Genomic DNA, 16,103 nt, shown 5'->3' with positions numbered 1-16,103 from the left:
CAAACAGAGGCTGCTTATATCTTATCATCCTGCCTGATGGCTAACCCCCTGATTTTTTTCTTCATTACCGAAACCAGGTGAACCGGGTTATAAATAAGATTAGTGACTGCAAGCGCCGTGATGGAACCGACGGCCATCCCGGCAATACCCATTTTTCTCAGTAAAACAGATCCGATCAGCAACGCAAGAATTCCCTGGCCGATAGAAATGATGGTTTGCCCCCTGTTTAACCTGAGCGCATTCAGGAACACGGCGGAAACATTATCAACAACGATCAACATCGTAAATATAGACAGGAACACATAAAGCGTGAGTATGTCACCGCTGTTCTGCCCACTCCAATACTGAAATATCATTTTACCGGCGGTAAGCAGGAAGGCAAGGCCGATCACCGCCAATACGGCTACGCGTGATAAAACCGTAAAATAAGTATCCTTCAATGCGCCCCATTCGCCTTTTGCCTCCGAAATAGCGAGGGAAGGAAATAGTACTGTTGTAAAATTTGTTGATCCAAGCCTGATCGCATCAAAAAAACGCGTTACCAACACGTACTTTGCCACCTGCGCTTTCGTGACCAACTGGTTAAGCATAATAATCTGCGAATAAAATACGAGGGCCACACTGATCGCGTTTAAAAAATACCAAAAACTATAGCGCATGTGATCGAATGTAGACTGCCACCGGAACATACGGATGGAGATTTCGTAGTTTACCTGTTTGCGCGAATGAATAAAAAGAGTGATGATGTAAATAAAATTGATAAGGGCGCTCACCAGCAGCAGTAAAGTCGCAGAATCATATTTGCTGCAATAAAGTAAAATGCTAAACTCTGCAATGAGTTTGCCCATCCTGATCAACTTACCAAGAAATATCTTGTTTTTTGTTTGCAGTACAACGTCGAACAAAGCCGCAACAATGGTTTGTGTGGCCAGCAAAGCGGTTAAAACTGCGTTGTAAAAAAAATGCTCCCCTGTGCGAAGAACATCGAAATAATACAATAACAGGAAAACGGGAACCGCTAAAGCAAATAACAAAAGATAGAAAAAAAACGTGGAGCTTACCAGTACCGAAGCTGCGTTTTCATTATGAATGATCCTTCGCAACAACCCGATATTCAAACCGAAATCAAAGGCGGAAGCAAACAGGACGATATTGAGCAGTACACCGTAATTGGTAAACTCATCTACGCTGAAGCTTCTTTGCAAGACGGGGGTAAGAACAATAATGATCCCCGCGCTACAAGCCTGTGAAAGAAAGGTTGTGAGCAGGTTGACCAGGTAGTTAACAGGAACTTTTCCCTTAAAGATCGCCATTCCTCTTTTTTTCAGCAACAATTAACAATTCGCTTCCCTCCTCTTTCTTTTTCCTGATAAATGATACCAGGTAAGAAACTGGTGTGAACAAAAGTCTTGCCACCTGGTTGGCCCTGAAAAAAAGGTTCGCTCCTGTTCCGTTTCCGAATTTCCGGACCGGGTTCCTTGATTTTTTCCGGTAAAAAAAATAAGTGATGAGTAAGTCGTACAGGTTCTGGTCCCAGGTATCCCGCGTGCTGGCCGACCGAACCGAAAAACCGTGCTTTTGTAACAGCATACTTAGTGTTTGGCGATTGTAATGATTGATGTGAACATAAGGCTGTTGTACCCACCCCCATTTCTGTCTGAACAACTTATAGCCCAGGCTGCTGATATTGGGCACGGCTATGATGATCTTGCCACCGGGATTGATCCGTCCCGCGAGATCCTCCAATACTTTGTCGTGGTCTCTCATGTGTTCGAGTACATGCCACAAACTGATTACATCAAAGCCTCTTTCTGTATATTCTTCCAGATTGTTTTTGTTGGTGATGCGTGCATTGCCGGCCTCCATGATCTTATCGGCGCCTATATCAAAACCAAAGCTTTCAAATTTTTCCCTGGCGAGTTCCTGCACAAAAAAACCATGTCCGCAACCGAAATCCAAAATACGCGAGCTACCCTTCAGGTATCTCCGAACCTTACCCAACCGATGCGATGCCTGCCATTTTTTAAAGTATGTATTCTTTTGAAACCAATCGTATGCATATTGTTCGCGGTAATACTGCAGCAGATCATCCGCTGGCGGAACCGGGTGGCACTGAATGAACCCGCATTGATCACATGCTATATAGTCGTAGTGAACATTGTTCAGATACCATTCGGATGATTCGACGGTATCATTAAACAGGATCGCCTGGTCGCTGGAACCACATATTGCGCAACTCATGATCGGACTTGGTTTATCATCATCAATGTAAGCGTGGCGACAAAAATAAGGCCACGGGTGCCTATTCCATCTATTTTAGCATACAAATCAGTGCATTTTTAAAATCAAGGGCCAACCAAAGGAAAAACTCTTTTACACTGTTGCGGCTTTCCTGTATATAACTCTTTTTACGGCCGGCTGTTTTTACCAATTCCGGCATTGCACCCCCGATGCGCAGGTCCCCGGGTCGGATAAACCGCTTGAACTGGTCCACCGGGTAGCCAACTTTTTTTGTCTGCTTCAACAGGTGCCTCGCGCCTGTACGGTTGATGGAGTATCCATACGTACAATACACCGATTTGATATACGGCGTTCCAACAGCATACTCGCCGGATAAGGGTCTTTTTGTACTACGGAGCAGTTTCATATGCCCTTCCCATGCGCCCCAGAAAAAAAGATCATATTCTTCTGCGATTTTTTTAAAATGCCTGTTGATGATCGCGGCATCTACCAGGCAGCTATCGGATTCCAATACCAGGAACATCGTTTTGTCATCTGGTTGGGCGGCAATCTTTCTCCAGATATTCCTATGGCCGAGTAAACAGCCGATCTCTCCTTTATTCAATGAATGACCCGTACGCTCGAGTGAACGCGCGGCGATGTCATCGACAAAAGGAACCTTACAAAAAGCGGGGTAGATCGCTTCTTCATATTGAAGCAAAGGCAGCGTTCGCCGTAACAATGCGATGTTCTGCCGGCGATCAGGCTCATGAACCGATCCTAATACAAATCCTTTTATCTCCTCATGCATCGGGCAAAAATGAATTTCTGGAGGCGATCTCCTCAAAAGTAAAATGTGTTTTGTGTTTCATCGAGAACGGCGTAAAGAACTGGTCCTTCACATGTGAAGGGTGCAGGATGTAGTGGGGCTTTCGAAAAAATTGCGCAAGGTGAACCGGCATACTGTCGGCACCTACAATAATATCGTAGCGTTTTATCAATGCCACCAGGGTTTGAAAATCGCCGTATACCTCAACTTCATTTGTAACACTAGGTTTTCTTTGCCTGAAGAACGCTGTTGTTACACTATTGCCACCTTCCTTATAATAATCTGCAATCTTTTTGATCACGCCATCATCCAGGTTGCGTTCTTTTTGTCTTGCATCCGCGATCACCAGTATTCTCAGGCCGCTTTGCTTTTTCGGTGTGGCCGGATAATCCATTGCACCAGGATGAACAGCAAAGAAATCCGCGTATGCCTCGTATGCATTTTCATCTGAAAAAACAAAAGCAAACAAACTGCCCGAAAATAAACCGGGAAGAATACGCCTTTTCCGGTTCTCCAGATAATAACGCGTACCAGGTGATGACCTTTGTTTAATGTAGCCACGCAATGCAAGCAATTCTTTTATGGCTCCCATGCTGAAAAGATACCTGTTTGTAAAACAACTAAAAATATTGTGGCTGATCTTAAAATCTTCAAACACCAATGTAATGTTTTCCGGAAGCCTCGCGGCAAGCGCGTTATAAAGTGGTTCCAGATGTTTTGATGCGACCAAAGTAACCGGCTCCTTTACAGTATTATGAACGGCAGCATAGATGGCAATCACAAAGTCACCGAAAGCCCTCAATAGAAAAACGGTCTTGCTTTTATGCATTCCTGAAAATTGAAGATGCGTTTTTAAATATGAAGGGAAAGATCACCTGTAAACCGTCAACGTTTGTCATTCAGAAAAAATGCGGCTTATCCAGTTGATGTTGTATAAAACAGACAGTCTTACCTGGAAGTTCTTTTTATCCGACAGCGAAGACGGCTCGGCAAAACCGCCATCGAGTTTCTGCCACTTGTAATTGATCGACTTCAGGTAATCTATGGATCCTGCAAAAAGGAACTGGCGGTAACTTAACTGTCCATACAATGAACCAGAAACATCGACCCACGATGCATCGGTATTACCCCCGCCAATGGTGCCGTTGAAATACCGGTAATAATAGAAGTCTGTGTTGTGCACAACCCGCTGCAATTTCAAACCCAACTGGTTCTGCGCCTGCACCCATGCGATGTCTATGGTTTGGCTGTTACTGCCGGGACCAATCGAAGCGCCCATTACCTGGCCATCGTTTGTGTAACCATGCCGGATGGTTGCACTGGTATACCAACTATAAGAATTGAGATTTGAAGGTCCGAATATGTTGTTCCTGTCAAAAATGAGCCTGGCTTTCGGCAATCCCAACTGGGTCAACTCACCGGTGATACTGATAAAACTTTTGTTCCGCATGGGTATCATCTTCCTGATACCAAGGGTATACGCATAGGGAACCGAATCCTTGAACAGATCCAACGGGCTGATCAACCGATCCGATCTACCGTATTCTGCGTATATTTCCGCATTGTCTTTTGGCATTGTATAACGCAGAAATAAAGAAGACAGTTGTGAAGCCGCCAGGCTGGAATCGCGGTAGAAATAAGACATAAATGCCAGCCCGATGTGCAGGTTGGTGAGGTTGCCGGGACTGATCGCGAAAACAAAACCCGCGGCGTATCGTTTGCTGATAGAATCAGACAATGGTGGTTCATAGCATTGAGGGCAGCCGAGTTGTGCGATCCTTTTATACTCAGCCGGCGCAAACCCTGAAGCCTTGAGTCCACCGTAAATAACTTCCGCTTCTATGCGTCCCAAAGGCGTGTTGACAGGCCTGGTGGTGCTGGCGGTGCCATGGAGAAAACCCGGCGCATTATTTCCCATGATCAGGGCATTGTACCGGCCCGGTCCCCACCACATGCTTTCAGATGATAAGCCGACAGATACCCATTTATAACGGTACCGTAGGGAAGACTGGCCCCAATAGCTCTTACTGTTCGCAGCATCGCCAAAACGGAAAGGCATATCGATCTTATTGCCGAGCATAGCGAAATAACCTCCGAAATAATTGCCCAGGTCGGCCCTTGCCGGAGGAATCAATTCATCGTGAACCGTATTGGCTGCATAAACAAATTCGGGTTGGATCCTTATGCTTAAATTTTTGGTTTCAAAATAAATACCAGCCGTGATTCGCTGCTGAAATCCGGATGCCGGCATCAATGTTTCATCGTTGTACCCGTATGGCAATAAAGAGTTGTTCTGAATGGTATAGCCAACCACCGACCTCAAAAGGGAAGTATCTTTTTTTGTTTCGTACAACTTATCGCTGTACCTGTATGCATAAGGCTGCATAAAAAATGAATACGGAATACTGTCCGTTCCGGTTATCTGCCGGCGCCTGTAATAGTCATCCAGTTGAACCTGTTGCAATAGTCCCTGTTGCGCATGCGCCACATTGCCCGTTGCCATGAACAACAAAAAAACAACTGTCTGCAAATATTTTTTTACCATAAGTATGTCGCTGCTAAGAATCCGTATAAATTAAACCGGTTGTTCCCGTTTTCCCATCCGTAGTTATTCGCGTTCACGGCTTGTAGTTCTGCATTTAAAATAAGCCGGTTGAATTTTTTCTGGCCTGAAATTCCGATTGAAAAATCGTTCCACTTTGTTTCACGAATGCCAAAATTAGGTAGGCCGCCCACAACAGCCACAGGACGGTGCTGCAATCCCTGTATAATCACACCCATCCGTGAAAACCCGGAGAGCACATTTGCACGCAATGTAAAAGCATTGTTACCCTGGCCAAGTCCGGCGCCAATGATGCGCCCCTGGTTGGTATAACCACCCTGGTAACTATACCAGTCGCCGGCGGTACGCAATAGATAGTTAACCGGCTCCGACATATGCGTGATCTCTGCGCCAATATCGAGCCATTTGCCTTTGTTTAATGCTTTCAGTTTTTTAAACCCAACGATATATGCCCTCGAGTGTGGGGCATCCGTATTCATGTCGCGCAGGTTGTAAAAATTATCGCCAAATCCATATTCCGCATATACTTCGGTTTGTGAATTGGGAAAAACAAAACGCGCGGCAAGGGATGCCATCTGTTTATAGCCTATGTCGTGACTCTGGCTGGGCGACCCATAAGGATAGCTTTTCCGCATGACCCCGAAAAACACGGGGAAATATTTTTGGAAAAAGTTATAGCCTTCGACAGAATCCAATTTTGTTTTGTAAGTATACCCGACACGGCTTACAGAGAGAAAGAGCCCCTTGATCCATTTGGGATTGTAGCTCAAGGTGATGCCGTTTAAATAACGCCATTTCTTCCTGGGGTCGTAAGCCCACGAGTAACCTGACCCGTCGTAGTTTGCGGGGTTGTAATACCGGGTGGTCAAGGATTTGTTTTCCAGCAATAAGGAGGTGTCTTCTGTTAGTTTGCCGGAGATCAACTGCCACTCAAAATTTCCGATCGCTGTTTGTATGGGTTTGACCGTATTAAAGGTTGCGTGTAAAAACCCAGGAGCATTACTGCTCATAAGTAATGAGTTATGAACACCCGGGCCCCACCAGATGTTTTCTGTTGACAAACCCAGCGACACACCGGCCTTGGTGAGCCTCACCGCGGATTGCCCCATAAAAACCTTCCGGTAATTTCCTGTGGTAGGCGCTCCCCAGTTGCTGTTGTGTGGAAACATCGGATTGTTTGCAAGCACCAGTTCAGGTTTTAGCTGTACACTAAACCAACCTGCGGATGCATACACTCCGGTTGAAACAAGGGTTTGCAATCCTTTTGCCTGTATAAAACCCGGCTGGTTCCAGGAATAGGGATGGTCGCTGTTGAATTTGGTATACAGGCTTAGGGGTAGCAATGCCGCATTTACTTTTCCATTCATGAACGCTTTATGGGAAGAGGGGTAGCTCACCTTACCATCTACCATGTGGAAAATGCTATCCATTGTAATAGAACGATCTGCAAAAAAAGGCCGCGCCATCAGCGAATGATCAATGCCCAGCTTTCCTTGCAGCTGAAGGATGCGTAATTGATCATCAAAGCCTGTCATCCCAACCGGAACAGACAGCTGCGCCATGGCAGTATGCATGCCCGATAACCCGGCAAGCAGCACGACAAGCAGGATCCGCTTACCAGCCAATGAAACCAATGATGAATAATTACGTTTTTTATATTGCATGACTTCTTGGATAAAATAAAAAAATAAAGGCCCCACATACAAGCAAACCAGCCACTATGCTCAGCATCAGTATCATCAAAAATGTTGACTTTTCATTTTCCAATGGATATTTTGACGAATCCAATATCTGTATAACCGGAGTTTGATTTGCCATCGCCATCCGGCTCGCTTCGAGGTTTTTCATAACCTCGGTATAGATTGCATAAGTTACCATCCTGTCGCGTTGTGTAACTTCTGCAGGTACAGCTTCGGCTTTGAAAGCGGTATTGGCATCGACGATCTGGAGGGATGCGGTTTGGTAGGATTTGAAATTCATGACCTTTTGTAAAGAATCGGCCCTTGACTGCAGGCGGTTGATGTTGGCGGCGGAAACGGATGTTTTTACAGAAATGTACAGTTTACGTGTTTCGTCTACCAAACGCTCTGAAAATAACTTGGAGAAAACCTGGTCCTCGGCAACCGTATTCACCGTAATGATTGAACCTTTTTTATTCAACCTGTCGGCTTTCACATGCTTCTTCTTCAGTCGTTCGAACAGAACAAAAAGCACACTATCCTGGAGAATCGTGTGCTTCGATGCATTGTCGTTTTTTAATTTTGAAAAATCTATATTGCTTAAACCAGCCTCACCTTTCCTTGCCCATTTCTGTTTCAGATGCGAGAAATCGAGGTAACGGTCTGCAAGCGTTTCTGACTCCTGCCCTTTTGTGCTGTCCACTTTTGTCAGCAGCACCGTCTCCATCACGGAACGTGATTTTAAAATGTCAAGAATATTATCGCCCGCCAGCATACCCGAACTACCGCTCATCGAGCCAAGATCAAGCCCGAACTGTGATGCCAGTCCGGCAAGCCCTCCACCCATGGATGAGCCTTTTTCATCGAGAATAAAATTAACCGTCGACTTATAAGCCGGTTTCTGAATAAAATAGTACCCAGTTCCCAAAAGAACAAAAGCGATCAGAATGCAGACCCCCTTAAAAAAATGCCTGGCTGCAAAACGTACCATACGCCCGATGGCATCCAAAAGATCTGACATTTTAACTGTTTGCATAAAGGTTTGCTTCTATTGAATGAATCAGCCGGGCTAAAAATCATCGCACCGGTTTCGTGCAACAATGATGTTTGTTATTTAGTGTTGACCAGGATTACCACAAGTCCCAGAACTGAGGTTAATCCGGATATCAGTCCTATTGTTTCGCCCGTAGTTAGTTTTTTTCGTTCCGATTTTGCCGGCACATATATTTCAGCGCCTGTTTTTAAACGTGGATAGGAGCGAAAGAACAGGAAGTTACGCGTAGGTGTTACTTCACCATTCGGATAAACAACATAAGCGTGCCTGCGCGATGCATTTACAGAAAATCCACCTGATTCCAATATGGCATCCTTGAACGTTAAACCGGGGTGAAAAATGATCTGTTTGGGAACATTCACCATCCCGAAGGTTTGTATCGTCTGGATCGTTTTCGGGATCTTAAGTATATCGCCTTCTTCAAGGAACAGGTCATCTTTCGAGCCCGGGTTCGTCAGGGCCTCTGTCAGGCGGATACTCACCAGCTGCTGTTGGTCTGAAAGCGTATTCACGAGTACGCTGTCGTTGACAGCGCTTGGCGCGACTACGCGTCCGCTTTGTTTGTTAATCAGGTTTGCCTTGGTAGCGAGCAGCGAAGCATCAGATTGTGAGATGCCTACATAAACATTCCTGATCAACCGCGCACCATCCGTAAATGCATTGGATTTTAATCCGCCGGCCCGTTTAATGATATCCGAGATGCGTTCATTGCTTGCAGACAATGTATATTTACCGGGGTAGCGGACCTCTCCTTCAACGGTTACGTTGATCTGTTCTTTATAGGTACTTGATTTCCGTACCGAAATAACATCAAATGGGTTCAATTTGAATTCGAGATCTGAAGTGCCTGCGTTTGCAAGATTGATCTCTTTGATCACTGAATAAAGGGATGTATCGCTGTCCCTCCCATCTGTTTTTAAACGACGGGATATCTCAATTTTCTGCAATGATGCTCCTTCGCGGTAACCATTCGCTAACAGTACGACATCCTGTGCGGTCATATTTTCCGAAAAAGCATAAACGCCCGGGTTGTTCACCTCGCCGTTTATCGTTACGGTATATTTCTCGCGCAGCTCATCACGCACATAAATATGAATGGAATCTTCTCTTTCGAGCTTTAGCGTAAATGTTCCATTCAATGCATCACGCACATTGAAGTTGATAATAGAGGAAGTATAATCAGGTTTATAGCGGCGCAACAGGGCCCTGTCGTAATAAGCTTCTTCACGCGGCCGGGCGATCGTTAACAATTCCTGGAGGCTGGGTATTTGTGCAATGCCATACGCACCGGGATGGTACACCGAACCGGTAACAATTACCCTGTTTGCATATAAATTGGAGAGCTTGTCTACAGCAAGTGTATCACCCGATTGAAAGATGAATTTGGCAAGGGCGTTTCCCTTCACCGAAATGATTTCCTTGCTGGACTGGCCGAGACGGGTTACCCGTAACATTTCCTTAAATGCGATGTCGGCGAAGCCTCCTGCATAGGCAAGGATGTCTGCTGCACTTTCACCCGGTTTCACATCGAAGAGTGCCTGTTTTTTTACTGCCCCCCTCAGGGCAACACGGGTCTCATAAGGTTTTATCCTGATCACATCATCATCCTGCAACAAAATGTTTTTGCTCAGGTCTGCTTTCATGATAAAATCATACAGGTCGAAGCTAACGATCAATTTGCCGTTTCGTACCAGTTCTACATTCCGCAGCGTGCCTATATCGTTTGGCCCGCCCGAAGCATACAAAGCAGTCATTAAGGTAGCCAACGCCGATAATGTATACCTGCCGGGTTTCCTTACTTCTCCAATCAAACTTACCTGGATACTCCGGGTTTGCCCGATCGCGACCTGTACGTGTACCGACCCGCTTGCAATGCCCGGATATATACGCGTAAGCGCATTTTTGATCTTTACCCGCGCTTCGTCAACGGTAAGTCCCGCTACTTTGATCGGCCCATATTTTGGGAAACGGATATCTCCTTCCGTGGTCACTTTTAGTTTTGAGGTATTATCAGAAACCCCGTAAACATCGATCACCAGCTGGTCGTTCACCCCAATCACGTAATTGGCAGGTGTAGCGATATTTAGGTTGGGTTCAAAACTCAGGTCTGCGTTATCGAAGATCTCAGACCCGAAAACATTGAGGATACCCAGTGAGTCTTCCTTGCGGGATGGGCCTTTTGTAAATACTTTGTCGCGCAATACATAAGAATTTGTCTTGTTGTTGAACGAGGTGTTTTCGCCCGTAAGCCCACCACTTCCCTGCAATACGGCAAGCCTTTTCTTCAGAATCAATACTTGGTCTGAGGGTATGCCATATTCCCTGGCCTTTGCATCCAGCTCTACTTCAGAAAGACCGCTGAGCTGGTATTTGGAGACGAGTTGCATCAGCTGCTCGTCGGTCAGATTTTCAACACTTACGGGCAATTGGGCACCGGCCGTGAACTGCATTGCCACCAATAGAACCACCATTAAACCTTTAAAAGCACATTTCATTACCGGATTTTTGGGTGCAAAGATAGCGAAGTTGAAGGGTTTCTGTTACTGTATCTCCCGCTGGCCGTTTAATACTTCTTTTTAGCAGGATTAGCACGATCGGACCAATATTAACTTAACAGCTCTTTTTAATAAAGAAAGCAATGTTTAACCGGATTTTAAAATCAGGCGGGGTAATATGCAAGTAAATTTAACTGCTTTAGCATCCGGTGCCTAATTTTTAATACTTTTGCACGGTTGCTTACCAGGACGTAATCAAAAGAGTGCAATCTTACCGTATGCTGATCATTGCTGTAATACTATTTCTGACGGCCTTATTGGGAACAATGATATGTATCCGTTCCGTTATCTCTATAGCGAGGGAAAAGCATTTATTTGATGAACCTTCGGAAGAAAGAAAGATACATATTTATAAAACGCCTAACCTGGGTGGCGTAGGTATTTACTGCGCGTTCATGTTTTCGGCCTCGCTCGTGATCCCTTTAGGAGATCTGCCCTATTTTAATTGTTTCGTAGCAGCAAGCCTCATCATTTTTGCGATCGGCTTAAAAGATGACCTGGTTGGCCTCGGACCCACCAAAAAATTCCTTGCCCAGATCGCCGCGGCCGCTATTCTTGCTTTCCTGGGCGATTTGCGTTTTACGAGTTTCCATGGATTGTTCGGCGTTACGGAAATCAGCTATCCATTAAGCATTCTCGTGACCATACTAATAAATATTTTTATTTACAATGCCATCAATCTTATAGATGGAATTGACGGACTTGCGGGTTCATTGGGATTGATAGGATCCCTGGCCTTTGCTGTTTTCTTTTTTATGATGAAGCGCCAGGGCGAATGCCTGTTGGCAATCGGGTTTGCAGGTTCATTGATCGGTTTCCTGTATTACAACATCTCCCCTGCCAAAACGTTTATGGGCGATACGGGTTCGCTTTTGGTGGGCTTTATGTTATCTATGTTCTGCGTACGTTTCGTGGAATTGAACAAAGGTCCGGGCTCTTTTTTCCCTGCCGCCCCATCTATCGCTTTCGCAATTCTACTGGTTCCTATTGTTGATACAGTCAGGGTTTTCATGTTCCGCGCGCTGAGAGGCCGCTCACCTTTTGTGGCCGACAGCAATCACCTCCATCACAGGTTTATTAATATGGGCTTTACACATATGCAGACCACCGGCATCATCGTACTCACCAATATCATTTTTATTTCGGCAGCACTTGTTTTCCAAAACATCGGCAACGCCCAATTGATCAGTTTCCTGGTCCTCTTTTCCGTTATTACGAACTTTTTCTTCTGGAACCTCTCGAAGTCTGAACGAAGGAATGCCAATGTACTTCCCATCGATGAGAAGATCGGCCACGATGAAAAACTATCCTCTTTTGGCAAAAACAACTGATCTCCCCACGGCCGAACTCAGTTGAAAGAGGCGGTAATCTCATCAAATACCTTCGTCACTTTCATCTCGTCATCGCGGTTGTATTTCTTTGCAGTATCGATAAAGTACCCTTCCTGGTCGTGCTCACCATTTTTGATGGCAACAAACGACACGTAATCATGCAGGTCAACATTCGTGTCTTTTCCATCCAGTTGTATCATATCATTTTTCGAAACATTCCGGTCGTAGGTAAGTTCAACGAAGAGCGAACTTTCCCTGTTATCGATCGTAAATACCGGTATTCCATTCAAGGTTACTTTCTGCAGCTTTTCTTGCGTTTCAAGAGCTGATTTATTGTTCTTACAAACGATAAGGAAGTCGCGCGACATTCGTGGATTGATCTCGGCATACGGGATCTGCAGTAAATCCAGGAATGCTTTGTGGTCGTTGAGTCTCCAGTAATAGGTATCGTGCAAATGCGGATTTTGGTGGAGCCCCGTGGCAACGAACAACCTGCAGTTCAGCTTGAGCATTTTTGCCATGACCGCATCGTATTCTTTCAGGATATCCAGCACCGGGTCTTCATCGCTTTTTATATACCAGTCAGGATTTTTCAACTGGCCCTCGTATACGCCTGAATTGAACATGTAATGATGTTGTTCGTGCGCACCGGAGTTAAGGAACAGCGATGAGAAATCAGGTTTATACTTTTTCCATAAAGCGATGAATACATCTGAAAGGATGTTATCGAGAATCGCGGCTCTGGTGGCTTTCCTGCGTATGTTGAGCATTAGTTTGAGGTACGCGGGATAACGCTTTACCGGAACAAAAGACAGAAATCCTTTCAACAGCACGATGGCCGCCTTTTTGTCGAGTTTGTTATTCGCGTTGTTGTTGACCGCTTTTGAAACTGCTGCCGACAACTCCCTGACCAATTTGGTTCCAGAGGCATCTGTAACCGTCCATGGATCGGGAACAAAAAAGCAAGGTTTTTTTAAACTGTTACGTGCATTGAATGGTGAAACGGCGCCTACACGCAACCCTTTTTCCTCGGCTATTTCCCACAGTTGTTTCAGATCGGGGCGGTCTACTATGTCTCCAAGCCTGAATACCCCGTGTTCATCATAAGCTTTACCTGTATGGATGCTTACCCACTGGATCCAGGGTTCGAGCAGCTCATACCGTGATTCTGAGGTTGTACGCGCATAACCGTACTCCTCAAATATTTTTTTAAAGGTGGGTAATTCACCCTTCGCTATGTATTTTTCAATGAAAGCAAAATTGATCTCATTCAGTCCAATCAGGATGGAAGGTTGCATATGCTCGACATTTTTTTATGAAAGGATCCGCTGAGCGGTCCTCAAACCATTTTCACCAAATATATTACACAAAAGCCATTGCTAGTCATTAACTTACCATAAGATAACGTATCTCAATGAATCGTTAACTCCTGGGAGGCAGATAGCTGGCAATCGACGCGGCCATTTCGCGGATCAACCTGGATCTCCGGAACCGTGCAATGAAATCATCGCGTTTTTCATGCCGGTACGTATAATGCGAAAGCTGCTCAACCAGTGAAGCACAATCGCCTGGTTCAAACACGATTGAATTGGCTACGTGCTCTTTTACAAATTCGCCCGCATAACCGCCAACACCGGCGATCACAGGCTTATCATAAGCGGCCATTTCAAATACTTTTGACGGCAGTACCTTTTTAAATGCTTCGTAGTTATTAAGGTGGATGAAAAGAAAATCGCTGTCGAGATACATCTCCATCAACTCCTTTCGTCTCACGGGGGCGAAGAGCCGTACATTTTTTACCTGCAGCCGCTCCAGTTCCTCCACCAATTTATTTTTCGTACCGCCATCGCCCACCACTACAAATTCATATTTCCCTTCCAGTTGGCGCGCCGCCTGGGGAATGATGATGTGCAATCCCTGTCCTTCCCCAATGTTCCCCGCATACAGGATCTTTTTTATCACACGATCCGATGGAGGGCTTGACGGCAGTGATGCGAATTCATCATCCACCCCGTTTGAGAACACTGAATAAGCGGGCTTTTTGTATTTATTGAAATAAGAGATGAAACCTGCGGATACGAGGTTAATGTGTGTTGCATAGGAAAACACCTTTCGCTCGATCCAGCGAAGTTCGGGCATTATAAAAAATTTGAGAAGCCGGTTGCCGAGCACATCATCCATAGTATCAATAAAAATATCCCTGATATCAAGGTAAAGGGGAAGTTTCCGCGACCTGGCTATCCTGTATCCCAAGAACGCACTAAAAAGGCGGCTCGACGAGGCATACACCAGGTCGTAATGCTCTTTTTTCGCGATCTTCTTCGCCTCACGGTAAAATGTCCTGAAAGAAAAGATCTGATCAGTAAAACCGCTTTTGTGTTCAGGTATCGTAATGCGGTGAATGGTGATGTTTGCTTTTTTTTCGAACAAAGGTGCCGATACTTTAAACGTGTTGTAACGATTGGGATAGGTAGTGATTACTGTGATCTCATCATCCTCATTCAACTGTTTGGCCAGTTCATAAACAAGCGGCGTGTTACGAAACGATCCTGCACAAAGATCAGGTTCAAAATAAAACGTAAAATAAAGTATCCTTCTCAAGCAGTCTTTTGTTTAATTGTCAATAGATGTTGTTGTTGAAGCCTTTACATTTTCTTGTCGAGGCCAAGTCCCGTTTCGATATGATCGAATTCGGGTATGTATTTTTTCAGCCAGGCTACAATATGAGTTTTCTGTGTATCCGGTCTCGCCAGTAATTCCTTCAATTCAGTGATAACCGAGGCGAAACTGATTCTGTCGTGAAACGTTTTTTTATCGATCACTCCCAATGCATGGAACCTGTTAAGGTCGTACACCTCTGCTTCTGTATAAAACTCTTCGTATAGTTTTTCTCCCGATGTATCTGTTTTAAAAAAATAAACGGGATATTTTCCTTCTGCGATCAATGAGGTTGAAAAGCGCGCTTCTTCTTCGGTTGCACAGGTGTGCAGTGTATACCCCAGTTGTTTCAGCAGGGGAGGAAGTATGTCGGCAAAATTGACCAGGTCCTTTTCCATATCCAGTTTTGGGAAAAATATTTCGCCGCTTTTTCCAAGAATGCATGCCATCAGGCAAATCTGGCCCGACTCCTGCGGCGACACAAAAAACCGGGTTACATCCTGCGGGCAGGAAAGCGGTTGTTCTTTCTCGATCCGTTTTAAAAATCCGTCCAGTAGGCTCCCGTTTGAGAACGCAACATTGGCAAAACGCGCGGTGGATGTTTTGAAGGCATCCGAATAAGAAAGGATCAGCTCCTCCATCATTTTTTTGCTCGCACCCATGATGTTGACCGGGTTGGCTGCCTTGTCGGTAGACACACAGAAAAAATGCGCGGGTGGGTTTTCCAATAGCAGGTCGAGAAGACCCTTGGCTTTCATCACATTGTTTTCCAGCAGCGCCTCTATTGAAAACACATCCTTTTCACTTCGCACGTGTTTGTGTGCGGCGAAATTGGCAACAATATCGAAGGGGCCATAAAAACGGAATAATTTCGTAAAGGCAAGTTGGTCGAACGAGAGCGGGTAGGTATAAAAATCCGCGGGTACGAACTGGCCGGCGGTGCTGCGCAGATCGCGCACCAGTTCGGTCAGTCCATTTTCATTGCTATCGATCACAACCACCATCGCTGGTTCGAATACGAGCGCAGCTTTGATAAAGGAAGAGCCGATGGTGCCCGCACCGCCGATCACCATTATCTTTTTCCCCTTGATGTTGCTGGAAAGTACCTCGTGCTGATTGCGGAGATCCGCAGCGAACATGCTCTCTTTTCGTCCCAGATACTGTTGTATAAACCTGTCAGTGTTCATCGGTTAAATTTTATGTTGTAGTTTTCA

Annotated in this window: 12 protein-coding genes; 1 reads left to right on the top strand and 11 read right to left on the bottom strand. The window is 45.3% G+C overall.

Annotation, left to right across the window (positions count from 1 at the left end; translation table 11 throughout):
• Positions 1 to 14: 14 nt before the first annotated feature.
• From GWC95_RS04235 to GWC95_RS04200, 8 genes are all read right to left on the bottom strand, one after another.
• Positions 15 to 1,313 (bottom strand): lipopolysaccharide biosynthesis protein, encoded by a 1,299-nt coding sequence (locus tag GWC95_RS04235; protein WP_161817415.1) that lies wholly within the window; start codon positions 1,311 to 1,313, stop codon positions 15 to 17.
• Entirely contained in the window at positions 1,300 to 2,241 is a 942-nt protein-coding gene (locus tag GWC95_RS04230; protein WP_161817414.1) for a class I SAM-dependent methyltransferase, read from the bottom strand. The genes GWC95_RS04235 and GWC95_RS04230 overlap by 14 nt, the downstream gene beginning before the upstream one ends.
• A gap of 70 nt (positions 2,242 to 2,311) precedes the next feature.
• Positions 2,312 to 3,031: a glycosyltransferase family 25 protein gene (locus GWC95_RS04225; RefSeq protein ID WP_161817413.1), complete on the bottom strand. Its 720-nt coding sequence runs from the start codon at positions 3,029 to 3,031 to the stop codon at positions 2,312 to 2,314.
• Entirely contained in the window at positions 3,024 to 3,641 is a 618-nt protein-coding gene (locus tag GWC95_RS04220; RefSeq protein WP_161817412.1) for a glycosyltransferase family 9 protein, read from the bottom strand. Before GWC95_RS04220 ends, GWC95_RS04225 begins: the two co-directional genes overlap by 8 nt.
• 303 nt (positions 3,642 to 3,944) lie before the next feature.
• On the bottom strand, positions 3,945 to 5,579 hold the full coding sequence (locus tag GWC95_RS04215) for a capsule assembly Wzi family protein (protein ID WP_161817411.1): 1,635 nt from the start codon (positions 5,577 to 5,579) through the stop codon (positions 3,945 to 3,947).
• Positions 5,580 to 5,587: 8 nt separating this feature from the next.
• Positions 5,588 to 7,276 (bottom strand): capsule assembly Wzi family protein, encoded by a 1,689-nt coding sequence (locus GWC95_RS04210; RefSeq protein WP_161817410.1) that lies wholly within the window; start codon positions 7,274 to 7,276, stop codon positions 5,588 to 5,590.
• A complete protein-coding gene (locus tag GWC95_RS04205) occupies positions 7,266 to 8,312 on the bottom strand; it encodes a hypothetical protein (RefSeq protein ID WP_161817409.1) in 1,047 nt (348 codons plus the stop codon). The genes GWC95_RS04210 and GWC95_RS04205 overlap by 11 nt, the downstream gene beginning before the upstream one ends.
• A gap of 89 nt (positions 8,313 to 8,401) precedes the next feature.
• The gene (locus GWC95_RS04200; RefSeq protein ID WP_161817408.1) at positions 8,402 to 10,840 is read right to left on the bottom strand and encodes a polysaccharide biosynthesis/export family protein; all 2,439 of its coding nucleotides are present in this window, start codon (positions 10,838 to 10,840) and stop codon (positions 8,402 to 8,404) included.
• Between the two features lie 278 nt (positions 10,841 to 11,118).
• Here GWC95_RS04200 and GWC95_RS04195 point away from each other — a divergent pair, with 278 nt between their 5' ends.
• Complete coding sequence (locus GWC95_RS04195; protein ID WP_161817407.1) at positions 11,119 to 12,231, top strand: MraY family glycosyltransferase; 1,113 nt, start codon at positions 11,119 to 11,121, stop codon at positions 12,229 to 12,231.
• A gap of 17 nt (positions 12,232 to 12,248) precedes the next feature.
• On the opposite strand, the gene GWC95_RS04190 is transcribed toward GWC95_RS04195, so the two are convergent.
• The 3 genes from GWC95_RS04190 to GWC95_RS04180 all read right to left on the bottom strand — a co-directional run bounded on the left by GWC95_RS04190 (position 12,249) and on the right by GWC95_RS04180 (position 16,076).
• Positions 12,249 to 13,529 carry a hypothetical protein gene (locus GWC95_RS04190; protein ID WP_161817406.1) on the bottom strand — a complete coding sequence of 427 codons (1,281 nt, stop codon included), beginning with the start codon at positions 13,527 to 13,529 and terminating at the stop codon, positions 12,249 to 12,251.
• Positions 13,530 to 13,653: 124 nt separating this feature from the next.
• The gene (locus tag GWC95_RS04185) at positions 13,654 to 14,832 is read right to left on the bottom strand and encodes a glycosyltransferase family 4 protein (RefSeq protein ID WP_161817405.1); all 1,179 of its coding nucleotides are present in this window, start codon (positions 14,830 to 14,832) and stop codon (positions 13,654 to 13,656) included.
• 44 nt (positions 14,833 to 14,876) lie between these two features.
• Positions 14,877 to 16,076: a UDP-N-acetylglucosamine 4,6-dehydratase gene (locus GWC95_RS04180; protein WP_161817404.1), complete on the bottom strand. Its 1,200-nt coding sequence runs from the start codon at positions 16,074 to 16,076 to the stop codon at positions 14,877 to 14,879.
• Between the last annotated feature and the right edge of the window lie 27 nt (positions 16,077 to 16,103).

Source organism: Sediminibacterium roseum (assembly GCF_009939005.1).
In the GTDB taxonomy this organism is placed as follows: Bacteria; Bacteroidota; Bacteroidia; order Chitinophagales; family Chitinophagaceae; genus Sediminibacterium; species Sediminibacterium roseum.
The sequence above is the reverse complement of the archived record's forward strand: the minus strand, read 5'-3'. Positions and strand labels throughout refer to the sequence as shown.